Source organism: Pseudomonas sp. MPC6 (genome assembly GCF_006094435.1).
In the GTDB taxonomy this organism is placed as follows: domain Bacteria; phylum Pseudomonadota; class Gammaproteobacteria; order Pseudomonadales; family Pseudomonadaceae; genus Aquipseudomonas.
In genome coordinates this window covers 339,261-362,630 of sequence record NZ_CP034783.1, presented here as the reverse complement: position 1 = coordinate 362,630, position 23,370 = coordinate 339,261, and the positions used below count along the sequence as shown (strand labels likewise).

Annotated in this window: 19 protein-coding genes and 1 pseudogene; 3 read left to right on the top strand and 17 right to left on the bottom strand. The window is 59.5% G+C overall.

Annotated features, from left to right (window positions below):
- Nucleotides 1-71: 71 nt before the first annotated feature.
- Genes ELQ88_RS03610 through ELQ88_RS03600 form a run of 3 tightly spaced genes read right to left on the bottom strand, consistent with a single transcriptional unit; the run spans nucleotide 72 to nucleotide 5,289 of the window.
- Nucleotides 72-3,125, bottom strand: coding sequence for an efflux RND transporter permease subunit (locus tag ELQ88_RS03610; protein WP_138963700.1), 3,054 nt, complete (start codon nucleotides 3,123-3,125; stop codon nucleotides 72-74).
- Nucleotides 3,122-4,189: an efflux RND transporter periplasmic adaptor subunit gene (locus ELQ88_RS03605; protein ID WP_138963698.1), complete on the bottom strand. Its 1,068-nt coding sequence runs from the start codon at nucleotides 4,187-4,189 to the stop codon at nucleotides 3,122-3,124. Before ELQ88_RS03605 ends, ELQ88_RS03610 begins: the two co-directional genes overlap by 4 nt.
- The gene (locus tag ELQ88_RS03600; protein WP_138963696.1) at nucleotides 4,186-5,289 is read right to left on the bottom strand and encodes an efflux RND transporter periplasmic adaptor subunit; all 1,104 of its coding nucleotides are present in this window, start codon (nucleotides 5,287-5,289) and stop codon (nucleotides 4,186-4,188) included. The genes ELQ88_RS03605 and ELQ88_RS03600 overlap by 4 nt, the downstream gene beginning before the upstream one ends.
- 246 nt (nucleotides 5,290-5,535) lie before the next feature.
- Here ELQ88_RS03600 and ELQ88_RS03595 point away from each other — a divergent pair, with 246 nt between their 5' ends.
- Nucleotides 5,536-6,696: an AAA family ATPase gene (locus ELQ88_RS03595; RefSeq protein ID WP_128873868.1), complete on the top strand. Its 1,161-nt coding sequence runs from the start codon at nucleotides 5,536-5,538 to the stop codon at nucleotides 6,694-6,696.
- Nucleotides 6,697-6,720: 24 nt separating this feature from the next.
- On the opposite strand, the gene ELQ88_RS03590 is transcribed toward ELQ88_RS03595, so the two are convergent.
- The 5 genes from ELQ88_RS03590 to ELQ88_RS03570 form a co-directional block, all read right to left on the bottom strand.
- Nucleotides 6,721-7,863: an RHS repeat-associated core domain-containing protein gene (locus ELQ88_RS03590; protein WP_138963694.1), complete on the bottom strand. Its 1,143-nt coding sequence runs from the start codon at nucleotides 7,861-7,863 to the stop codon at nucleotides 6,721-6,723.
- Between the two features lie 285 nt (nucleotides 7,864-8,148).
- Entirely contained in the window at nucleotides 8,149-8,931 is a 783-nt protein-coding gene (locus tag ELQ88_RS03585; RefSeq protein WP_128873870.1) for a MetQ/NlpA family ABC transporter substrate-binding protein, read from the bottom strand.
- 1,134 nt (nucleotides 8,932-10,065) lie between these two features.
- Nucleotides 10,066-10,995: a sigma 54-interacting transcriptional regulator gene (locus ELQ88_RS03580; RefSeq protein ID WP_138963692.1), complete on the bottom strand. Its 930-nt coding sequence runs from the start codon at nucleotides 10,993-10,995 to the stop codon at nucleotides 10,066-10,068.
- 54 nt (nucleotides 10,996-11,049) lie between these two features.
- Complete coding sequence (locus ELQ88_RS03575) at nucleotides 11,050-11,631, bottom strand: alpha/beta hydrolase (protein WP_128873872.1); 582 nt, start codon at nucleotides 11,629-11,631, stop codon at nucleotides 11,050-11,052.
- A 505-nt stretch (nucleotides 11,632-12,136) separates the two neighbouring features.
- A complete protein-coding gene (locus ELQ88_RS03570) occupies nucleotides 12,137-13,210 on the bottom strand; it encodes a fatty acid desaturase (RefSeq protein ID WP_138963690.1) in 1,074 nt (357 codons plus the stop codon).
- Nucleotides 13,211-13,310: 100 nt separating this feature from the next.
- Here ELQ88_RS03570 and ELQ88_RS03565 point away from each other — a divergent pair, with 100 nt between their 5' ends.
- Complete coding sequence (locus ELQ88_RS03565) at nucleotides 13,311-14,315, top strand: AraC family transcriptional regulator (protein WP_138963688.1); 1,005 nt, start codon at nucleotides 13,311-13,313, stop codon at nucleotides 14,313-14,315.
- On the opposite strand, the pseudogene ELQ88_RS03560 reads toward ELQ88_RS03565, so the two are convergent.
- The 3 genes and pseudogenes from ELQ88_RS03560 to ELQ88_RS03550 all read right to left on the bottom strand — a co-directional run bounded on the left by ELQ88_RS03560 (nucleotide 14,316) and on the right by ELQ88_RS03550 (nucleotide 16,078).
- Nucleotides 14,316-15,358, bottom strand: a pseudogene (locus tag ELQ88_RS03560) (type II toxin-antitoxin system HipA family toxin).
- Nucleotides 15,351-15,599 carry a helix-turn-helix domain-containing protein gene (locus ELQ88_RS03555; protein ID WP_138963686.1) on the bottom strand — a complete coding sequence of 83 codons (249 nt, stop codon included), beginning with the start codon at nucleotides 15,597-15,599 and terminating at the stop codon, nucleotides 15,351-15,353. The pseudogene ELQ88_RS03560 and the gene ELQ88_RS03555 overlap by 8 nt, the downstream one beginning before the upstream one ends.
- Nucleotides 15,600-15,712: 113 nt before the next feature.
- Nucleotides 15,713-16,078 carry a response regulator gene (locus ELQ88_RS03550; RefSeq protein WP_128873882.1) on the bottom strand — a complete coding sequence of 122 codons (366 nt, stop codon included), beginning with the start codon at nucleotides 16,076-16,078 and terminating at the stop codon, nucleotides 15,713-15,715.
- A gap of 139 nt (nucleotides 16,079-16,217) precedes the next feature.
- Between ELQ88_RS03550 and ELQ88_RS03545 the strand changes: the two genes are divergently transcribed.
- Nucleotides 16,218-16,736 carry an Mpo1-like protein gene (locus ELQ88_RS03545; RefSeq protein WP_138963684.1) on the top strand — a complete coding sequence of 173 codons (519 nt, stop codon included), beginning with the start codon at nucleotides 16,218-16,220 and terminating at the stop codon, nucleotides 16,734-16,736.
- A gap of 114 nt (nucleotides 16,737-16,850) precedes the next feature.
- On the opposite strand, the gene ELQ88_RS03540 is transcribed toward ELQ88_RS03545, so the two are convergent.
- The 6 genes from ELQ88_RS03540 to dibA form a co-directional block, all read right to left on the bottom strand.
- Nucleotides 16,851-17,840 carry a sulfate ABC transporter ATP-binding protein gene (locus tag ELQ88_RS03540; RefSeq protein WP_128873884.1) on the bottom strand — a complete coding sequence of 330 codons (990 nt, stop codon included), beginning with the start codon at nucleotides 17,838-17,840 and terminating at the stop codon, nucleotides 16,851-16,853.
- A gap of 3 nt (nucleotides 17,841-17,843) precedes the next feature.
- On the bottom strand, nucleotides 17,844-18,713 hold the full coding sequence (cysW, locus tag ELQ88_RS03535; RefSeq protein WP_128873885.1) for a sulfate ABC transporter permease subunit CysW: 870 nt from the start codon (nucleotides 18,711-18,713) through the stop codon (nucleotides 17,844-17,846).
- A gap of 12 nt (nucleotides 18,714-18,725) precedes the next feature.
- Nucleotides 18,726-19,544, bottom strand: a complete 819-nt coding sequence (gene cysT, locus ELQ88_RS03530; RefSeq protein WP_138963682.1) for a sulfate ABC transporter permease subunit CysT — start codon at nucleotides 19,542-19,544, stop codon at nucleotides 18,726-18,728.
- A gap of 174 nt (nucleotides 19,545-19,718) precedes the next feature.
- Nucleotides 19,719-20,732 (bottom strand): sulfate ABC transporter substrate-binding protein, encoded by a 1,014-nt coding sequence (locus tag ELQ88_RS03525; protein ID WP_138963680.1) that lies wholly within the window; start codon nucleotides 20,730-20,732, stop codon nucleotides 19,719-19,721.
- A gap of 150 nt (nucleotides 20,733-20,882) precedes the next feature.
- On the bottom strand, nucleotides 20,883-21,065 hold the full coding sequence (gene oscA / locus ELQ88_RS03520) for a sulfur starvation response protein OscA (RefSeq protein ID WP_007945260.1): 183 nt from the start codon (nucleotides 21,063-21,065) through the stop codon (nucleotides 20,883-20,885).
- 243 nt (nucleotides 21,066-21,308) lie between these two features.
- Nucleotides 21,309-23,228, bottom strand: a complete 1,920-nt coding sequence (gene dibA, locus ELQ88_RS03515) for a phosphodiesterase DibA (RefSeq protein ID WP_138963678.1) — start codon at nucleotides 23,226-23,228, stop codon at nucleotides 21,309-21,311.
- Between the last annotated feature and the right edge of the window lie 142 nt (nucleotides 23,229-23,370).

Below are 23,370 nucleotides of genomic sequence, written 5' to 3'. Positions count from 1 at the left end.
CCGGGTTAGTCTGAACGACTGGGTCAACTGTAGGAGCTGGCTTGCCAGCGATGAGCGCGTAGCGCTCGCCTTTACGCAGCGTTTTTCTTCGGCTCGCGAATCTTGTACCAGGCCACATACAGCGCCGGCAAAAACAGCAGCGTCAGCAAGGTGGCGATGATGATCCCGCCAATCATCGCGTAAGCCATCGGCCCCCAGAACACTTCCCGGGCGATCGGGATCATCCCCAGGCTCGCCGCTGCCGCCGTCAGCAGAATCGGTCGACGCCGATGCTCGGTCGCTTGCAGCACCGCATCCCACGGTGCGTAGCCGTCCTTCTCGAACGACTCGATCTGGGTCACCAGGATCACCGAGTTGCGGATGATGATGCCGATCAGCGCCAGGATGCCGAGGATCGCCACGAAGCCCATGGGCGTGCCGGTCGGGATCAGCGCCAGCACCACGCCGATCAAGCCCAGCGGTGCGACGCTGGCCACCAGGAACAGCTTCTGCACGCTGTGCAACTGGATCATCAGGAAGGTCGCCATCAAGAACAGCATCAGCGGCACCACCTTGGCGATCGGCCCCTGCGCCTTGCCGCTTTCCTCGACCGTACCGCCGGTAGCGACCTTGTAGCCCGCCGGCAACGTGGTGGCGAATTTTTCGATGTCCGGTTTCAGCTGTTTCACCAGATCGGTCGGCTGGATCTCGTCACGCACCGCGGCCTTGATGGTGATGGTCGGCTTGCGGTCGCGGCGCCACACCAGCGGTTGTTCAAGCTCATAACGCACGGTGGCGAACGCCAGCAGCGGAATAGAGGTGCCGCCCGGTGAGACGATCTGCAGATTCTGCAGGGTTTCCGGCGTACCGCGTTCCGCATCGATTGCGCGACCCACGACATTGATCAGGTAGATATCGTCATCGACCTGGGTCACGGGCGCGCCGACCACGATGCTGTTCATCAGGTTGGCCACGTCTTCCGACGACAGGCCCAGTTGCCGCGCCTTGTCCTGGGCGATGTCGATGCGCAGGACTTTGCCCGGCTCGTTCCAGTCGAAAATGATTTCGCCGATGTGCGAGTTTTTATCCAGTTCGGTGGCCAGGGCGATCGCGTGCTTGCGCACCTGATCGATGTCCTTGCCGCTGACCCGGTACTGAATCGGCCGCCCCACCGGCGGGCCCATTTCCAGGGCCTGGACGTAGCTGCCGATGCCGACGAAGTCTTTGCGCAGCCGTTCACGCAAGCGCTGGCTCAAGGCCGTGCGCGACTCCAGGCCTTTGCTGACGATGACCAACTGCGCGTAGTACGGGTTCTGCAACTGCTGGTCCAGCGGCAGGTAGAAACGGATCGCACCTTCACCGATGTAGGTGCTCCAGCGCACGATGTCCGGATCGTCCTTGAGCGTCGCTTCGAGCTTGTCCACCGCCTTGCGGGTCTCGGCGATCGACGCGTTTTGCGGCAGGTTGAGGTCCACCAGGATTTCCGGCCTGTCGGAGGACGGGAAGAACTGGTTCTGCACAAACTGCATGGAAAACACCGACGCCGCGAACAGTGCAAGGGTGATGCCGATGGCCCACCAGCGGTTGCGCATGGCCCAGAGCATGCCGTAATTGAACGCGCGGCCGATGCGACCGGGTTCCGCGTCATGGGGTTTCACGCTGGCGCTGAGGATGTGCACGCCGATCACCGGCGCAAACAACACCGCGACCACCCATGACACCAGCATCGCCACGGCGATCACCGCAAACAGGGTGAAGGTGTACTCGCCCGCCGAACTGGCGTTCAGGCCAATAGGCACAAAGCCGGCCACTGTCACCAAGGTACCGGTGAGCATCGGGAACGCGGTCGAGGTGTAGGCGAATGTGGCCGCCTGCTCCTTGGTTTCGCCCATCTCCAGCCGGGTGACCATCATCTCCACCGTGATCATGGCGTCGTCCACCAGCAGGCCGAGGGCGATGATCAGCGCGCCGAGGGAAATCCGCTGCATGGTGATGCCGCTGTATTCCATGAAGATGAAGACCATCGCCAACACCAGCGGAATCGAGCACGCCACCACCAGCCCGGCACGTACTCCGAGGCTGACGAAACTGACGAGCAACACGATGACCACCGCCTCGAACAAGGCGCTGGTGAAGCCGCCGACCGCTTTTTCCACCACCTCTGCCTGGTCGGAAACGGTGTGCACGCCAACGCCCACCGGCAGGTCGGCGGTCAGGTCATTCATGCGCTGGTGCAGGGCCTTGCCGAACGCCTGAATGTTGCCGCCTTTCTTCATGGCGATGGCCAGGCCGATGGCGGGTTGACCATTGAAGCGAAATTGCGGCGTGGCCGGGTCGACATAGCCACGGCTGATGTCAGCGATGTCGGCCAGACGATAGAAACGATCGTTGAGCCTTAAATTGACGTTGGCCAGGTCTTTCTCGGACTCGAACTGACCGGACGTGCGCACGGAGATCCGCTCCGGCCCGGCCTCGATCACACCGGCCGGGGTCACCGCGTTTTGCGATTGCAGGCTTTGCACCACCTGGCGCTGATCGATGCCCAGCGCCGCCAGTTTGCGGGTGGAGAAATTCAGATAGAGCACTTCATCCTGCTCACCGATCATCTCGACCTTGCCCAGCCCCGGCACTTCGCGGATCTGGGCGCGGACCTGTTCGACGTAATCGCGCAACTGGCGCATCGACAAGCCGTCGGCAGTAAAGGCGTAGACCGAGCCGAACACATCACCGAATTCGTCGTTGAACCCCGGCCCTTGCAGGCCCTTGGGGAACTGGCCGCGAATGTCGTCGATCTTCTTGCGCACCTGGTACCAGATTTGCGGAATATCCTTGGCACTGGTGGTGTCGCGCAGGTACACGAAGACCGTTGATTCGCCGGGCCGGGTGTAGCTTTTCACGTAATCGAGCGAGTCGAGTTCCTCGAGTTTTTTCTCGATGCGGTCCGTGACCTGCTTGAGGGTTTCTTCCTGGGTCGCACCCGGCCAACGCGTCTGGATCACCATGGTCTTGATGGTAAAGGACGGGTCTTCTTCGCGACCGAGGTTCATGTACGAGAACACGCCCATCAGCAGCGCGACGAACATCAAATACCAGACGAACGACTGATGCTTGAGGGCCCATTCGGATAAATTGAAACTCCCTTTCATTGTGGGCTGTCCTCGTCGATTTTCACTTTCTGCCCCGGTTTGAGGCTGTTCACTCCCGCACTGACGACCCGCTCGCCGGACTTCACGCTGTTGGTCAGGACCACGGTGCTGTCAGTTCGGCTGACGAGGCTGACGTCCCGCGGGGAAACGGTGTGCGTCTGTGGATCGACGACCCAGATCCGCGATTTGCCATCCACCTCTTGCAGCACGCTCAGCGGGAGCTCGATGCGCGGTTTGATCGCAGAGCTGAGGGTCACGCTGATGGCCGTACCGAGGCGAAAACCCGGTGGCGTGTCCGTCAGGCTCAGGCGGGCGCGACGGGTACGGGTCGCACTTTGCGCCTGGGGTTCGATTTCGCGAACGACGGCGGTGGTGGTGATGTTCGGGTCCAGTTGCGCGGCGACCTGAAACACCACGTCCGCCGGCAATTGGTCCACCAGGGTGTCGGGCAGGTCGATCACGGCTTCCTTGATATCCGGCTGCGCCAGGGTCACCACTTGCTGGCCGGCGGTCACCACTTGCCCGGCTTCGGCGTTCCATGCCGTGACGATGGCTTTGTGGTCGGTGCGCAGTTGGACGTAGCCGAGTTGATCCTTGGCCTGATCGACCGCCGCCCTGGCCTGGTCGAGGGAGGCCTGAGTGGTTTTGAGGTCGGTCTGCGCAATGTCCAGCTGGGCCTGCGCACCGACCCCGCGATCGAACAGTTCCTGCTGGCGGCGGGCGTTGGCCTGGGCATTGATCAACTGCGCCTGGACGCGCGCCAGATCGCCCTGGGCCGAGCGCAGCTGGTTTTGCTGGTCCGTGGGGTCAAGCGTGGCGAGCAAGGCGCCCTTCTCGACTTCGGCGCCGACATCGACGTTGCGGCTGGCGATGCGACCCGGCACGCGGAAACCGATATTACTTTCGTAACGGGCCTGGATGCTGCCGGCGAAGCGGCCGAGATTTTCCTCATCCAGCGCCTGGACCTTGATCGACAGCACCGGGCGTACCGGCTCCGGTGGCGGTTCTTGTTTCGAACAGGCCACCAGCATTCCAGCGCAGAGCACCAGCATCAGACGCTTCATGGCTGGGCTCCCGCGCCTAAGTCCTTATAAGTGTTTTCGGCAATCTCCACCTTCACGCCGGGATGCAGCAGCTGGCCGCCAGCGATGACGACTTTTTCGCCACCCTTGAGACCCGCGCTGATGACGACATGGCCGGTGAGGTAACGGCCGACAGTGACGGTGTGCAGCTGCGCCTTGCCTTGGTCATCCACCAGCCACACGGCGGGCTCGCTGAGGTTCTTGGTCAGTGCCGACCAAGGCAACTCCACGGCGGATTTGCCCGGCGTCTTGGCCGTGGCGCTCACGACCGAGCCGAGCTGCATACCTTGCGGCAGGCCATTGAGACTGACCTTGACCTGCACCGTACCGGTCTGCGCGGACACTGCCGGGGTGATTTCACGCACGGTGCCGGTGGTGTTGATCGCCGGGTTTTCGAGCAGGCTGACCACCACCGATTTATCCGACGGCGGTTCGGCCAACAGCGACTCGTAGACGTTGAATACCGCGTCGCGCTCACCGTCCCGGGCCAGGCTGAAAATCGGCACCGTAGCCTGCACCACTTGGCCGACTTCGGCCTGGCGAGCGGTAATCACCCCCGGCGCGTCGGCAATCAACGCGGTGTAGCTCAGTTGTTCGCGGGCATTGGCCAATTGTGCCTGGGCGGCCGCCAGGGCGCTTTGACTGCTGCGCAAGGCGGCCTGGGCGGAATCGTATTCGCTTTGGCTGGTGTAGCCCTTGGGCAGGAGTTTTTGCTGGCGCACGAACGCGGCGGCGGTCTGTTTGACCCGCGCCTGTTCGGCAACTACCTGCGCCTGGGCCGAATCGACGCTGGTTTGCAGGTCCTTGGGATCGAGCCTGGCGAGCACTTGCCTGGCCGACACCCGGTCACCGACATCGACCGTGCGCTGGATGATCTTGCCGGCGACGCGGAAGGACAGCTCGGTCTGCACCCGCGCCTGGACATCACCGGTGAGGGTCACCGAGGCCGCGTAGTCAGCCGACTTGACCTCTTGCACGAACACCCGCGGACGCTCCTTTTCGACCTGGGGCTTCTCGCCGCAGGCGGTTAGCAAAGCCAGGAAACTCAGGCCAAGCACTGTTTTCAATCCGGGACCAGCCATGCAGACTCCTTTGCGTTGTACGGGCGTGCCAGTTCGATACGACTATGAGCTTAGAGCAGGGTTCAGCCCTCGCCTACGCTGACATGCATTTCCCTGTAGGAGCTGCCGCAGGCTGCGATCTTTTGATCTTCCGGCAATATCACGAATCGCTAAAAGTCAAAAGATCGCAGCCTCAGGCAGCTCAACAACGTAATTCACCATCGCGGTTATGCTGATGCCGATTCTGGACCACAGAGAACGTCCTCCATGCTCAAAACCCTCGCGGTCGCCAACTACCGCTCGATCAATAAACTGGTGATCCCGCTGGGCCGGCTGAACCTGATCACCGGCCCCAACGGCAGTGGCAAATCCAACCTCTACCGCGCGTTGCGCCTGTTGGCCGAAACCGCCCAGGGTGGCGTGGTCAATGCCTTGGCTCGCGAGGGCGGGCTGGATTCGACCTTCTGGGCCGGCCCGGAACACATCAGCCGCCGCATGCGCAACGGCGAAGTGCCGATCGAGGCGACTGTTCGACAGGGCGTGAAACGCCTGCGCCTGGGGTTTGCCGGGGAAGACTTCAGTTATTCCATTGCACTGGGTCTGCCGGAAAAGACCCTTTCGTGTTTTTCCCTGGACCCGGAAATCAAAAAGGAATGCATCTGGTCCGGGCCTTTCTATCGCCCGGCCAGCCTGCTGGTAGATCGCGACGGCCCGATGATTCGTGCGCGTGAAGGTCTTGGCTGGGAAGTACTGGCGCAGCACACGCCGAATTTCGACAGCCTGTTCGATCAGGTCGGCAGCTTTCGCACCTCACCGGAAGTCATGCAGTTGCGTGAATTCATCCGTCGCTGGCGTTTCTACGATCACTTTCGCAGCGATGCCGACGCACCCGTGCGCCAACCGCAGTTGGGCACCCGCACGCCGGTGCTGCACCACGATGGTCGTGATCTGGCTGCCGCGTTGCAGACCATCCGGGAAATCGGCGATCCAGAGGCTTTGCAGACGGCGATCAGTGACGCGTTCCCGGGGGCGCGATTGAGCATCGCGCCGTTGCAGGGCGGACGGTTTGCCATTGAGTTTTATCAGGAAGGGTTGTTGCGACCGTTATCGGCAGCCGAGTTGTCCGATGGGACGTTGCGCTACTTGCTGCTGGTCGCCGCGCTGCTGACGCCCCGCCCCCCGTCGCTGATGGTGCTGAACGAGCCGGAAACCAGTTTGCACCCGGACCTGTTGCCAGCGTTGGCGCGGCTGATTATTCGCGCGTCGGAGCAGTGCCAGGTATGGGTAGTTTCCCATGCGCGGCGATTGATCTCGGCGCTGCAAGAGGATGAGGAATGCAATTGCATCGTGCTGGAGAAGACGTTGGGCCAGACCGGGATTGTAGGGCAGCGAATGCTGGATGAGCCGGCCTGGTATTGGCCGGATTGACTGATCCGACGTTACGGCTGTGCTTTATGTGGAGTGACGGCGAATGCGCTTGGCATTCTTGAAAATGCCAGGCTGCCTGTCGAGTTGTTTGTTCAAAAAATTGACTGTCCGACTAGTATTTTCAGGATACCTGAAGCCTTCAAAACCAATCGGCCCAGGTGTCGAAAATGGTGCTGATGCTTGTGGCGAGCCTGGAGTCAGAGGAGGTGCTGAAGGTAGAAGGGACTCTGGCAGTACTCCTGAAACAGGTGAAGGCATAGCCACCGGCTGTTTACGGCCTTCCACAAAACTCTTCAAGGCGGGAATGGTCCTGGGATCACGAGCGGCCCATTTAGAACCCAATCTTGATACCACCGTAAGCCCTGCCAACCCCAACGCAACAAACCCCAGGGTTTTGGCCGATTCAGAGTCTCCGGTAATTGCAGCAACGGCACTGGCAACCCCCGTTAAAGCCGAAACCATCGTCGCGACACCTGCCACGGTCGAACCCGCTGCACCGACGGTGTATTTCAACGGTAACTGCCCCGCCGCCCCCCATTGCAAGGCATCCTTGGCTAGCTTGTAGGGGATGGCCGGGGACATGACAATCCGTGCGTTCACTACACCGAAAAGGCTCGTGACGAGCCTGCCAATCTCGGCAAACCGCCCCGTCGGATCACTGAAATTCACTGGGTCCCCAAAACAATACGCATACGGATTGAGCCCCCCCATATCAAACGGACTCAATCTGTCCGGGCTATTGAAACGCATCAGCACCGGGTTGAATACCCGATGACCAATACCCAGTAAATAATGGCCAGAGACCGGATCGACCGCTTCGCCGTTGAAACCCAGAAGACTGCCAAGACCACTTTCAGCCCGGCGATGACCGTAAGGCGTATAGACCTGCTGCACAGATCCCCCGGGGTCGGTGACACGCAAGACGGAACGCTGCTGATCGGTGGCCAGCAATTGACCATTGATGGCATCGCCTTCGCGCGATTGCAACGCCAGCAACCGGGTGCCTTGCTGAAATACGGACTGGCTGGCCTGCCCTTGCAGGTCTGTTACCAGATGCTGGTGACAGTAAAACCGTTGCAAACTGGTTTGCCCGACTAACTCCAGTCCGGTCAAACGATCCAGTGCGTCATAGCGATACCGACACACAACATGGGGTGAAGTAATCATAAAAAACTCCCGGCCAAGTGCTGAGCATGCACTAAAAGCCAGCTCCCGGGCACCTATCAGAACTGCTAGGTCCCGAGGGGGCAAACCGTGCCGTCAAGCCCCTGGCCCCTGCCACTTTCCACCTTCGACAATCACGCGCTCAGGCTTGGCGTCATCGCTTGATTCCTTACGCACGAAAGGCCAGGGTGGCATAGACCGTAAAAATCAAAAGATCTTCTGCATAAAAAACGCCGACGCTATCGAAAGCCGTCGGCGTTGAAACCTTGAAGGGGTTTACCTCGCGAATCAGAACGCCGGCAGTACCGCGCCGCTGTATTTCTTCTCGATGAAAGCCTTCACTTCAGGACTGGTCAAGGCCTTGGCCAGTTTCTGGATGGCGACGCTGTCCTTGTTGTCCGGACGAGCCACCAGGAAGTTCACGTAAGGCGAATCGGCGCCTTCGATCACCAGCGCGTCTTTAGCCGGGTTCAGACCCGCTTCCAACGCGTAGTTGGTGTTGATCATGTCCAGGTCGACCTGGTCCAGAACACGCGGCAGCATGGCTGACTCCAGCTCCTTGAACTTGAAGTTGTGCGGGTTCTTGGCGATGTCTTTCGGGGTCGCCAGGGCATTTTTCGGGTCTTTCAACTCGATCAGGCCAGCCTTTTGCAACAGGATCAGGGCACGGCCACTGTTGCTGCCTTCGTTCGGAATGGCGATGGTCGCGCCGTCTTTCAATTCAGCCAGGCTTTTGACTTTCTTCGAGTAGCCACCGAACGGTTCGACGTGCACGCCGATCACGGTCACCAGGTTAGTGCCTTTGCCTTCGTTGAAGCTGTTCAGGTACGGCAGGGTCTGGAAGTAGTTGGCGTCCAGACGCTTCTGATCGACCTGTACGTTGGGCTGAACGTAGTCGGTGAAGACTTTGATTTCCAGGTCCACGCCTTCTTTGGCGAGGGTCGGCTTGATCAGCTCAAGAATCTCGGCGTGTGGCACCGGAGTCGCCGCCACCACCAGTTTCTCGCCAGCCTGGGCCAGACTCGCCGTCAGGGCAGCCGCCAGTGCGGTGAACAACAGAACCTTTTTCATGCAGTGTCCTTATCGAAAATCGCGGTCGTCATCGACGACGGCTATTAATACAGGTGCCAGTGAAGTGCTATCGCTGGCGTGACACGGACAATACCGGGATTTTTTATTCCCGAACAATATCTTTTATTCACTTTCATATTCCATTTTGTTCATACAGCGTCTGCTCCAGCTTTGCCCGCATTCCACCACATCAACCTGTAGCAGCTGGCTTGCCAGCGAAGGCGTCCTGCCTGACACACCGCGCCGTCTGGTTCGCGAGCAAGCTTGCTCCTACAAGAGCGCCGCATTGACCTGTAGGAGCTGGCTTGCCAGCGAAGGCGTCCCGCCTGACACACCGCGCCGTCTGGTTCGCGAGCAAGCTTGCTCCTACAAGAGCGCCGCATTGACCTGTAGGAGCTGGCTTGCCAGCGAAGGCGTCCTGCCTGACACACCGCGCCGTCTGGTTCGCGAGCAAGCTTGCTCCTACAAGAGCGCCGCATTGACCTGTAGGAGCTGGCTTGCCAGCGAAGGCGTCCCGCCTGACACACCGCGCCGTCTGGTTCGCGAGCAAGCTTGCTCCTACAAGAGCGCCGCATTGACCTGTAGGAGCTGGCTTGCCAGCGAAGGCGTCCTGCCTGACACACCGCGCCGTCTGGTTCGCGAGCAAGCTTGCTCCTACAAGAGCGCCGCATTGACCTGTAGGAGCTGGCTTGCCAGCGAAGGCGTCCCGCCTGACACACCGCGCCGTCTGGTTCGCGAGCAAGCTTGCTCCTACAAGAGCGCCGCATTGCCCTGTAGCAGCTGGCTTGCCAGCGAAGGCGTCCTGCCTGACACACCGCGCCGTTTGGTTCGCGAGCAAGCTTGCTCCTACAAGAGCGCCGCATTGCCCTGTAGCAGCTGGCTTGCCAGCGAAGGCGTCCCGCCTGACACACCGCGCCGTCTGGTTCGCGAGCAAGCTTGCTCCTACAAGAGCGCCGCATTGCCCTGTAGGAGCTGGCTTGCCAGCGAAGGCGTCCTGCCTGACACACCGCGCCGTTTGGTTCGCGAGCAAGCTTGCTCCTACAAGAGCGCCGCATTGCCCTGTAGGAGCTGGCTTGCCAGCGAAGGCGTCCTGCCTGACACACCGCGCCGTCTGGTTCGCGAGCAAGCTTGCTCCTACAAGAGCGCGGTGTCTTTCAAGAGTTGTTTCAGCGCGGCTTGCTCGCTTGCAGTGCCTTCGCGGAGGATGTGCTTCAGTTGCCGCTCGATCGACACCAGCGAGGCAGGTACTTCCGGCAAATTCAAATGCTCCGGCAAAATCTCGTCACCTGTGCTCACCAGCAGCGCAAAGTGAATGACGTTTTCCAGCTCTCGGGTATTTCCGGGCCAGCTATGCGCCTCTAATAACTGCTGCGCCGCTTCGCTGATCAGCGGCACTGGCAGGTCCAGGCGCTGGCTGTAGATACCAAGGAAGTATTCGGACAATGACAGGATATCGCCTACCCGCTCACGCAACGCCGGCAGTTCGAGCTGGCCTTCACTGAGGTAGTGATAAAGCCGCTCGTGAAATTTACCGGCGGCCACCGCCTGCGCCAGATCGATGCTGGTGGCGGCCACCAGGCGCACATCCACCGGACTCGGTTGCTGGGCGCCGACGCGGGTGACTTCGTGGTTTTCCAGGGCGGCAAGCAGTTTGACCTGGATCGGCAGCGGCAGGTCGCCGATCTCGTCCAGATAGAGCGTCCCGCCGTTGGCCGAACCGAACCAGCCGGCGCGACTGCTGGCCGAACCGCTATAGCTGCCGGCGGCGTAGCCAAACAATTCGGCATCGGCGTACGTGGGGCTGATCGAGCCGCAATTCACCGAAACGAATAACCCCCCGCGATCACTGGCGCGATGAATGTGCCGCGCCAGCAATTCTTTGCCGCTGCCGGTTTCGCCACGGATCAATACGGAGATCGAACGCGGTGCCAGTTGTTCCAGCTCCTGGCGCAACTGTCGCGAGCGCGGATCGACGAACACCAACGCTTTGGCGCGGATGCTCAGGGGACTTTTTTCTGCATCGGGGAAGGTCAGCAGCGGCTGACCGAACGTTTCGAAACTCATGGCAGACTCCCGCCCAAAACCGCCGGGAGACGGGGGCGATTCTTAAAAAAAAGTTCAAGCGCGGCGCAGGGCGTGGTGCTCCATGCGATTTTGCAGACGATAGAGGTAGGCAAACCCCTGCTCCCAGCGCTGATGACCGGACTTCACGTTGATGTGTCCGGCACCCGACAAAATCCCCGCCTCGGCCCCCCAGTTGCGGGCCAGCTCCAAGGCTCGCGGCGCACTCACGGCGCTGTCATTGTCCGAGCTGACAACCTGGCTCGGGAACGGCAGAAGATCGGTCGGAATGGGCGCGAAATTGCGCAAGGCAGGTGCGCAAGCCGGGCGCTCGACGTCCGCAGGCGCCACCAGCAAGGCAGCGCGAACCTGACGTAAAAACTGCACAGGCGCAGTGGCGGCCCAATGGGCAACGGTAATGCAGCCCAGGCTATGGGCGATCAGGATCACTGGCGTGCTATCCGCGGCAATCGCCTCGGCCAGCGCCGCGACCCAGTCTTCACGGCGCGGCGTCAGCCAGTCGGCCTGCTCCACCCGTGCGCTATTCGGCAAGCTGTTCTGCCAGTGGCTTTGCCAATGATCTTCTGGCGATCCTTGCCAGCCCGGCACCATCAGGTAGCGAATTGATTCGTTGCGCATGGGGGAGCTCTCCTGCTGCGTGTCTGTTCCTGGTCGAGTATAGGGAGGAGAGTTATGTTCGTTAAGGAATAAGAAGCTATTTATTAAGATCTAAATAGAATATAAAGTAAAAAACCTGTAGGCGCTGGCTTGCCGGCGAAAGCGGTATTTCTGGCAAAGCATTATCGCCTGACAGAAAGCATTCGCCGCGCCGCGGCGATCTGACAAACCAGCTCCTCCAGGGTCTTTATGCCCGGAATAAAAAAGGGACCGCACCCTGCCAAGGAGACGGTCCCGGAAACTGATATCCAGCGAAGAACACCTGCAACGTCGCGAGGTGAGCCTCCAGTAATGTTTAGCGTGCAAAGGTTTCGGTTTGATGAACTCGCTATTTGGCGCTTGGCTTCGTTGAACCCATCATTGCTCAAACCTATTATTCTTTAAAAGAATATTTAGAATTATTTATAGATCAATACGACATATAAGATCCCAGCCGAGCGCCGACCTCCTCGACCATTTTGACAGGTCAGGCCTGTGCCGATCGCACGCTTCCAATGGTCTGCCGCTCCTTGCGCACAAATCGGTTCGCCCGCCCGAATGTCCCGATATCGTTGAACCGCACCCCCATCTCACGCATCACCTTATGCGCCACCGGCACGCTCAACTGGCGGATGTAGAACGGTTCCTTCACCACAAAGTGATGGATGCCGTGGCTGCTGCCGAAGTTGAAGCAGAACGCCTGCATCGGCCACATCCACCACGGGTTCAAAACCTGGGTCTGCTGGATCACGTTGCCGGGCTCCACGTCACCGTAGTAGTGCATGTTCGAGCTGACGAAATGCAGGCAAAAGGTGCGTAATACATTCGGGCCGATGATCACGACCGCCGCGATGTCGATCACTTGCATCACCGCCAGCGTTGTCGCCGACCATTCGATAGCAGTGCCCATGAGCGCCGCGATGCCGTTTGCCGCGTGAAAGCCGAGAAACACGTACCACGCGCTCCAATGCACCAGCGCCAGTGGCGCGTAAACCTTCAGGGTGCGCTTGATGATGCTGAATTTATGAGCCCAGGTCCTGGCTCGCAACATTCGGATGAACGCCGACATCACGTTGTCACCCACCATCAGCAGCCGCGCAAATCCCCAGGGTTCGCCGTTGGTGATCGCCCGCTCTTCCATGTCGGCTTCCGTACCGGAGACCTTATGATGATTGAGGTGCAGATGCCGACGAATCCACGGGTTGATCGTGCTCGGCCGCGCCAGCCACACCAGCGCCATCATCAGGTTGTGCGGTACACGTTGTTTACGAAAGTACATGCTATGTATCAAATCGTGTTCCAGCTCGTGGGTCAGCGAGGCAAAGAGCGCGTTGAGCAACAGGCACACCCACCAAGCCATGTGCCCGGTGATGTAGAGCGTCGCCGAGCCGATCATCCCGGCCAGGGCGAAGGCCAGAATGCCCACGCCCAAGGCATCCTGATGGTTGAGAATCGGGTAGCGCCGCCGCAGTTCGACGCCCTTGGCCAGCACCACCTCACGAATATGTGCCGCGCGCTGTGCTGCATTCAGTCGCTGGGGGCTTGCAGAAGTACCGTCCATGCTTCCATCCTCTGGTTATTGATGCTCGCATCCTGCCTCGCGACCCCTCGCAAGGTGGTAGCCGTGAACGCCAACCTGTTGACCGGAAGCGCCAATCAGCATGACTGAACCGACCTCCCTCGCCAGCTGGACCCGTGCCCTGCGCAAGCAACTCGATGCGCTGGGCCTCGACAGCACCGCCCTGTGCCGGCAGGCGGGGCTCGACCCGCAACTGATGGACGACCCGAACGCCCGTTACCCGTTGTCCGGAACGACGCGCCTGTGGGAAATCGCGGTGCAGGTCAGCGGCGACCCGGCGATCGGCTTGCGGGTGTCGCGCTTTGTCAGCCCGACCACGTTTCATGCGCTCGGTTATGCGCTGGTGGCCAGCGGCAGCCTGCGGGAAGTATTCGAGCGGATCGTGCGTTATCACCAGGTGGTCAGCGATGCCCTGGAACTGGAACTGAGCCGCACCGACGACCGCTACCGCTTCCGCCTGAAAATCCCGCCCGGCAATCCGGCCCCGGCTTTCGAGGCCATCGATGCTTTCGCGGCGATTTACGTACGCACCTGCCGCAATCGTCTCGGACGCGACTACGCGCCACTGGCGGTGTATCTGCGGCGTCCGGAACCCAGCGATTCACATCAATGGCACAAAGTCTTTCGCTCGCCGGTGTACTTCGCCGCCGATGAAGACCGCCTGGAGTTCGCGCTGGTGGATTTCGACAGCCACCTCGACGATGCCAACCCGGAACTGGCCGAGCATAACGAAGCGGTGCTCAAGCGCACGCTCGCGCAACTCAAGCCCCTGACCTGGGAGCGCAAGGTCCGCGACGCCATTGAAGAGCAACTGCCCGAAGGCGAGCCCAGCGCCGAACGCATCGCCCAGGCCCTGCACCTGAGCTTGCGCAGCCTGCAACGGCATCTGGCGGACGAGGGCTGTCGGTTCGATACGCTGCTCAATGAAAGTCGCGAAAACCTGGCGCTGCTGCACCTGCGTGACCCGCAGTGTTCGTTGAGTGAGATCAGCTATTTGTTGGGGTTTGCCGATACCAGCAGCTTCAGTCGCGCGTTCAAGCGCTGGACGGGGATGACGCCGGGGCAGTTTCGGGAGGGGTTGCGGTGATCAGCTTTTGACCAGGCTGCGCGCTACACCCGATTTCCACTGTTCCATCATTGCTTCACCAACCTCGGCAAAAACGCTACTTACCTTGATGTAATCGGCCATTTCCGCCATTGCCACATCTATTCCGTGGTCGACTTGCTGCAGCAGTTCATTGCACCGCCCCTCAGTCAGGTTGCAGGCCGACCGACCAAAACGCATCAGCATTTTGTATTTTGGCCATGCCTTTGACCCACCTAACAGCAACGCCATGCTGTCTGCCTTTATGTACACCGAAGTCGTGACGATGTCGTAGGCCGGAGCCAGTCTGATTTGCGCATCAGCACCACAATGTTCGTACAGCACACCGAAATTTTTGAGGTGAGCATCGCCGTTTTTCAGAGCGGACGACAAAGCGACGATTCTGAAAAACGACTCAAGGGCGTGCTTGAGTAACGGCGGGGAGACAAACTCTTTGATCTGTTTCGCGGCACCCTCGTACGAACCATCGTATTTGGCCTTCGACGGCCAGGCGTTGAGTACGCAGAAATCCTCGAACCCCAGACAACCCTTGTCGTTCAGATCGAAGCGCTGGACGATCAAAAATTTGCCGTGTTCGCTGAGTTCAAACTTCGGCACTTCGAGACCCGAATGCAGCGCGGCGCGCATGCAGAAATATTCGTTCGCAGCAAGCTCAGGGTATTCTTCTGGACGAAAGGATTTGACCAGATGTGTCGCTCCTCGATGGGTCAGCCGGTCAACGGTCGTCGCACTATCCCGGATCAGCACTTTTGGTTGCACACCAGAAACGCCTTGCTGAAGCGACGGGTCAGTTCATCGCGCAGAGCGCCCTCCGGCAGATTCATTTCAAAAACTGGCGGAACACCTTGCTCCCACGTATAGCTCTCGAGGCGAGCGGGCATGGTCAACGAGACGGCGTTTTCTTCCAGCGCATCTTCGGCGTAGGCAAATACGGAATCGATGCGTGACTGACCCCGACCAAGGATGCCTACAGGGGTGCCGGAGACAGTGATCCGCAGCCGATCCTTTTCCTGCAGCTCAACCATGGAAATTGACCTTTTTCAAAGAATCCAGAGTTGGACGTTGCGACTGACGGGGGACTGCGGTGAGTTCGTAGCCAAAACCGTTCAGGATCGCCTCAACCTTGCGCAAACCGATTTCAGGGATGGTGTTGTTCTCGATACCTGAGATCGTGGAACGGCTCATTCCATACTGATTCGCCAAATCCTGTTGGGTTAATTTTCGCTCTTTTCGTAGCGACCGGATTGTCTGGCCAAGGTTTTCCATACAATCAACCTGCATTGTATACCGTGCAAAATTACACAATTCGTGAATATGCATTGTATTTAGTGCAGATCAAAGCAGATATCCAGTTCATTTTTTGACCAGGCCCGACCCAGTCAGCGCCCCCGATCCCGCCGCAACACCTTGCGCACCCGCTTCACCAACTCGCTCACCGCAAACGGCTTGAGCAGGTAATCATCTTCATGCAGTTCCAACCCGCGCAGGCGATCCTCGATGCCATCTTTGGTCGTCAGGAGCAGCACCGGCGTATCGCCCAGCTTGCGGATCTGTTGCAGCAACTGCCAGCCGTTGAGCCCCGGCAGCATGACGTCGAGGATGATCAGCTCGTACTCGCCGGACTCGATAAAACGACGGCCAGCCATCCCGGTGACGGCCACATCCACGGCATAACTCGCCTCACTCAGGCCTTTGGCCAAAAGACTGGCGAGCTCAGGCTCGTCTTCCACTAACAGCACACGCATGGCACACCTCGATTGTCGTCATCACAGGCTAGGCGTGTTCGCGGACAAAGCCCATCAATAAAAAACGTCCTTGTCGTCTGACTGACAGCGCAAAATATGAATCTGGGGCATGATCCAGCACTCAACAGGAGGAATAACAATGAAAAGCCTCGTCGACCATCTCGGTCAATACGCTACCTACCATCGCGACCCGCGCAATATTGCCACCCACTTCGTCGGCATTCCGTTGATTGTAGTGGCGGTGGCGGTGCTGCTGTCGCGTCCGCAATGGGCCGGGGGCTGGCTGTCACCGGCGGTGTTGGTCGCGCTGGCGTCGGCGTGGTTTTACCTGCGCCTGGAACTGCGCCTCGGGGTGTTGATGAGTGTATTGCTCGGGCTGTGCATCTGGGCAGGTCAGGTGCTCGCGCAGCAAAGCACGCTGGTCTGGCTGGCGAGCGGCGTCGGGATGTTTGTGATCGGCTGGGCGATTCAGTTTGTCGGTCATCACTATGAAGGGCGCAAGCCGGCGTTTGTCGACGATGTGACGGGGTTGATTGTCGGGCCGCTGTTTGTGGTGGTGGAGCTGGCGTTTTTGCTGGGGCTGCGGCGGGAGCTGAAAGCGCAGATCGAGGCGCGGGCGGGTGGTGTGCGTTTGCGCCAGGATAACGCTGCGGCGTAAATCGCTTTCGCGAGCAAGCCCGCTCCCACATTGCGGGCTCCAGTGAACACATTATTCGTGAACGCCATAGATGAATGTGGGAGCGGGCTTGCTCGCGAAGCTTTTGCTTTTGATTTAGAGATTGGCGACTTTCTGCCAGACCTTCGGCTTGAAGAACAGCGTCTCGCCCTTCGCCAACCCGACCAGGCTGTCGTGATCCTTCACCACTTCCGCTTCGATCAGATCGCTCTGGCCTTCAACCTTCAGCGTTACCCGGGTCGTCGCGCCCAATGGACGGATATCCCGCACCTCGGCGGCGTGATGGTCTTCCAGTTCATGGCGCGACAGCGACACTTCGTGAGGACGGAACAGCACGTGGTTGTCTTCGCCCAAATGCAGACGGTTCGAGTCGCCGAGGAAGTGGTAGACGAAATCGCTGGCGGGGTTTTCATAGACCTCACCCGGTGAGCCGATCTGCTCGATCACACCCTTGTTCATCACCACGATGCGGTCGGCGACTTCCATGGCTTCTTCCTGGTCGTGGGTCACAAAGACCGAGGTCAGGTTGATGTCTTCGTGCAGCCGTGCGAGCCAGCGGCGCAGCTCCTTACGGACCTTGGCGTCGAGGGCGCCAAACGGTTCGTCGAGCAGCAGCACCTTCGGCTCCACCGCCAGGGCGCGGGCCAGGGCAATCCGTTGACGCTGCCCCCCGGACAGTTGTTCCGGATAGCGATCCGCCAACCAGTCCAGTTGCACCATGTTCAGCAACTCGTGGACTTTCACCGCGATCTGGCTTTCGCTCGGGCGCTGGTTTTTCGGTTTCATGCGCAGGCCGAACGCGACGTTGTCGAACACGGTCATGTGGCGGAACAGGGCGTAGTGCTGGAACACGAAGCCGACGTTGCGATCACGCACATCATGACCGGAGACATCTTCACCGTGGAACACGATGCTGCCTTTATCCGGGGTTTCGAGACCGGCGATGATCCGCAGCAGCGTGGTCTTGCCGCAACCGGACGGACCGAGCAGCGCCACGAGCTCGCCACTTTGGATGTCCAGGCTGATGTTATCCAGCGCCTTGAACGCGTTGAAATTCTTGCTGACGTTACGCACTTCGATCGACATGACTTATTCCTCCGCGGCGCTGGCGCGCAGGCGGTTAATACGGTTTTCGCTCCACTGCTTGAGCAGCAGGATGAAGAGCGCCAGGATCAGCAACAGGCTCGCCACGGCGAACGCGGCCACGTGGTTGTATTCGTTGTAGAGGATCTCGACGTGCAGCGGCAGGGTGTTGGTCACCCCGCGAATGTGCCCGGAAACCACCGATACCGCACCGAACTCACCCATGGCCCGCGCGGTGCACAGCACGACGCCGTAGATCAGGCCCCATTTGATGTTGGGTACGGTGACATGCCAGAACATCTGCCAGCCATTGGCTCCGAGCAGGCGGGCCGCCTCTTCTTCCTGAGTGCCTTGTTCCTGCATCAGCGGAATCAACTCGCGGGCCACAAACGGCACGGTGACGAAAATCGTCGCCAGCACGATGCCCGGCAAAGCGAAGACGATCTGGATGTCGTGGTCCTGCAACCATGGCCCGAACAAGCCCTGGGCGCCGAACATCAGCACATAGACCAGGCCGGCGATCACCGGCGACACCGAGAACGGCAGGTCGATCAGGGTCACGAGGATACTTTTGCCGCGGAACGAGTACTTGCTCACGCACCACGCCGCACTGACGCCGAACACCAGGTTCAGGGGCACCGAAATCAGCACGGCGATCACCGTGAGTTTCAGAGCCGACAACGCATCCGGTTCAAAGATCGCGGTGAAGAACGCACCGATTCCGAGCTTCAGGCCCTGGGACACCACGATAACCAGCGGCAACAACAGGAACAGGCCAAAAATCAGCCAGCCCAGGCCGATCAGCAGTCGCCGCGATGAGGCGCTGCCACGGCGGGAGGCGTTCGAGGAAGCCGCAGCAATAGACGATTGGGACATGTGTGCGCCTCCTTATGGGGTTTCGATGCGCCGCTGCAGCAAGTTGATCAGCAGCAACAGGATGAAGGAAACCACCAGCATCAGTACACCAATGGAGGTAGCGCCGGTGTAATCGTACTGGTCGAGCTTGACCATGATCAGCAGCGGGAGGATCTCGGTTTTCATCGGCATGTTGCCGGCGATGAAAATCACCGATCCATACTCGCCAACCCCGCGGGCAAAGGCCAAAGCGAAGCCGGTCAACCAGGCTGGCAGCAATGCCGGCACCAGAATATGGCGGAAGACCTGCAAGGGTTTCGCACCGAGACACGCCGCCGCTTCCTCCACTTCGCGGGGGATATCGGCCAATACTGGCTGTACTGTACGTACCACGAATGGAAGCGTTACAAAAGTCAGTGCCAGCGTGATGCCGAGGGGGGTATACGCGATCTTGAACGCCAGGTCGGCCGCGAACTGCCCCACCCAGCCGTTCGGCGCGTAGAGCGCGGTCAACGCGATACCGGCAACGGCAGTGGGCAATGCAAACGGAAGATCGATCATCGCATCGATGATTTTTCGGCCCGGGAAGGTGTAGCGCACCAGCACCCAGGCCAGCAGTGTGCCGATGATGCCGTTGATGATCGCGGCGCAGAGGGCGGTGCCGAAGCTCAGCTTCAACGCCGCCAGCACCCGCGGCGCCGAAATAATCGCCCAGAACTGATCCCAGGTGAGTTGAGCGGCATGCACGAACATCGCCGCCAGTGGAATAAGCACAATCAGGCTGAGGTACACCAAGGTGTAGCCCAGCGTCAGCCCGAAGCCGGGTATGACGGGGGAGATACGACGCGACATAAAAGTCCTTGGTTAAAAAAACTATCCGCTAAACGCATTAATGTGGGAGTGGGCTTGCTCGCGAAGGGGCGTATCAGTCAACTCTTACGTCGCATGACACACCGCCTTCGCGAGCAAGCCCGCTCCCACAAAGTACGCGCCTGAGCATCAGGCTCGTGTGTGGCTAAAGTCAGATTACTGCGCCTGGTAAATCTGGTCGAACACGCCACCGTCATTGAAAAATTTCGGTTGCGCGGTTTTCCAGCCGCCGAAGTCCTTGTCGATGGTCACCAGGTCCAGGGTCGGGAACTGTTTGGCATACTTGGCTGCGACGTCCTTGTCACGTGGACGATAGAAGTTTTTCGCCGCGATTTCCTGACCCGCAGGGCTGTACAGGTGTTTCAAATAGGCTTCGGCAATTTCAGTGTTGCCCTTTTTCTCGGCGTTTTTGTCGACGACGGCCACCGGGGGCTCGGCGAGGATCGACAGCGAAGGCACCACAATGTCGAACTTGTCGGCGCCACCCTCTTCTTTCAGCGCCAGGAAAGCTTCGTTTTCCCAGGCCAGCAACACGTCGCCCTGACCGTTGTTGACGAAGGTGATGGTCGAACCGCGAGCGCCGGTGTCCAGAACGGGAACGTGCTTGAACAGGGTCTGCACGTATTCCTTGGCCTTGGCTTCGTCACCGCCGTTGGCTTTGAGGCCATAGGCCCATGCTGCCAGGAAGTTCCAGCGTGCACCGCCTGAGGTTTTCGGGTTCGGGGTGATGACTTCCACACCACTTTTGGTCAAGTCGCCCCAATCCTTGATGCCTTTGGGATTGCCCTTGCGCACCAGGAACACGATGGTCGACGTGTACGGCGTGCTCGCCTCTGGCAGACGTTTCTGCCAGTCGGCCGGCAGGGTCTTGCCAAGCTTGGCGATTTCATCGATGTCACCCGCCAGGGCCAGCGTCACCACGTCGGCGCGCAGACCGTCGATCACCGCCCGGCCCTGTTTGCCCGAGCCACCATGGGATTGCTGGACTTTCACGTTGTCGCCCGGATGTGCTTTCTTCCAGAAACTGACGAATTCGGCGTTGTAGTCCTGATACAGCTCACGGGTCGGGTCGTACGACACGTTGAGCAGTTCGTAATCCTTGGCGACCGCGGAACCAGCAAATAGGGCGCTGGCCAGGGCGGCCAAAGCGAAATGACGAATCGACGACATGGTGAAAGCTCCTGGAATTCTGTGGGTGATGGCTTTTCTTATGGATTTGTTGGGATCGCGGTTGCCGGTTAAAAGATCACCGCCTTCGGTAGCGCCCACCTCGGTCCCCCGCAGGAGCTGCCGCAGGCTGCGATCTTTTGATCTGCTGTTTCAGCTCGGTTTATTGCTCGGGTTCTGCAAACGGAATTTTTCCTTGCGTTCGATCTGAACCACCTGCGCGTTGTGCACAGTGATTTCAACAGCGCCGAACCGCAGGTCGCGCAAGGCACTCTGGATTTCACGCAAGATGGTGGCTTCGTCTTGACCGTCAACGCTACGTAGGGATGCGCTCATGGTGCTGCTCCTTCGACTGAGAGGTTGCCTGGCAGTGGGCGGCACTGCTTGCGGCGTGAGAGCAATAGTAGGCAAGCGCTGATATTCTTAAAAAGACTATTTAAGAATGTTTATATAACTAAATAACTAAACGCCCATGTAGGAGCCGGCTTGCCGGCGAGGGCATCTTCATGGGCGCTGCGGGACTTGAGGCCGCCTTCGCTGGCAAGCCAGCTCCTACAAGGGAGGGGGATCGTTCGGTGTCTAGCGAATTTCCGGTGCCCGCATCCAGTCCAGCTGCCCAGCCGGCACCGGTCGCCCAAACCAGTAGCCCTGCCCAAGATCGCAACCGTGCTCAAGCAGGAACCCCGCCTGCTCGACCTGCTCGATCCCTTCGGCATGCACCTGCATCCCCATGCTCTGCGCCAGGGCAATGATCACCCGCACAATCGCCGCGTCATCCTCATCCCAAGGCAACCCCGCGACAAATCCCTGATCGATCTTGAGCTTCTGCACCGGCAATCGCTTGAGGCGCAGTAACGATGAATAGCCGGTACCGAAGTCATCGATGGCCAGACGCACACCCAGTTCGCGCAGTCGATGCATCTGCTCCAGCGCCACTTCCGGATCTTCCATCACCGCACTTTCAGTGACTTCCAGTTCCAGGCAGGCCGGATCGAGCCCGGTTTCGTGCAGTATTTTTGCCACCTGCTGAAACAACTCACGGTGAGCGAACAATCGCGAGGAGACATTTACCGCCACAAACGACAACGCCACACCGGCTTGCAGCCACTGGCACATTTGCCGACAAGCCTGCTGCATCACCCAGGCATCGATCTGCGCAATCAATCCGGTGCGTTCGGCAATGGGAATGAACTCTGCCGGCGGCACCAGCCCACGCTGTGGATGCTCCCAGCGCACCAGCGCCTCGACGCCAATCAGGCGGCAGGTCCTGAGGTCGTGAACCGGCTGGTAGTACACACGCAGTTCCTGCTGCTCCAGCGCACGGCGCAGCTCAACCGCCGTCTCGACCCGTTGCTGGGCGTGGGCAGTCAGCTCTTCCGTGTAGAGGGCGTAGCCGTCCCGGCCAGCACCTTTGGCCTTGAACAGCGCCGAGTCGGCGTTACGCAGCAGCTGTTCAGCGCTCAACGCATCAGCAGGAAACAGGCTGATACCGATGCTGGTATTGATAAACAGCTGATGCCCGTCAATCAGGAATGGCTGCTTGAAGCCATCGATGATCCGCTGAGCCAGCGCCGCCGCCTGCATCAGCTGCGGACAGTTCTCGGCCAGCACGGCGAACTCATCACCGCCCAGCCGCGCCAGGGTAATCCCCTGGCCGAACAGGGCTTGCAACCGTTCGGCCACGGCCTTGAGCAGCTGATCACCGATCGTGTGCCCGAGGCTGTCGTTGATCATCTTGAAATGATCCAGATCAATCAGCAGTAACGCACAACCACGCTTGTGAACCTGCGCCGAAGCCAGCGCCTGTTCGGTGCGGTCGGTGAACAGCAAGCGGTTGGGCAGGTCGGTCAGCGGGTCGTGGTGTGCCAGGTGCTTGAGTTGATGTTCAGAGTTCTTGATCGCGCTGATGTCGGAAAACACCGCCACGTACTGGCTGAGCCGTCCCTGATCGTCATGAATGAGGCGGATCGTCTGCCATTGCGGGTAGATCTCGCCGCATTTGCGCCGGTTCCAGATTTCCCCGCTCCACTCGCCGACGCTATTGAGTGTCGCGAACATTGCCTGGTAGAAACTGGGCGGATGATGTCCCGACTTGAACAGGCTCGGGCGCTGACCCAGCACTTCCTCACGCAGGTAACCGGTGATTTCCATGAACGCCCGATTCACGTGAACAATCAGTCCATTGCTATTGGTGACCAGCACCCCTTCACGGGTGCAATCGAACACCGCGGCCGCCTGTCGCAAACGTTCCCGGTCTTCACCGTGCTCACGCAACCTGGCGCCGCCCCCCAGGCAGCGGAACAAACGCGCACGGGCCAGGAATATCAATCCGGCGCTGCACACGACCCAGGCGTAACCGTTGATCAGCTGCCATCGCTGTAACGCCTCGGAGCTATCGAAGAAGCTGCTCAATAAATGACCGCTCAATTGCAGCCAGACTATTGAAACCAGAAGGTAGAGCAGCGCGACGCGCAGAGCATCGCGATAGGTAGCAGACATTCGGCCGTCCATGTCCTTTCGAAAGGATGGGATTATAGGTTAAAGAAACATCCAGCCACTCTTATCTGAAAGGGTGACTGGTTTTATCTGTAGGCTCAGTGATAATGCAACGGCTGTTTTTTTCTTTATCGAGGGCCCATTA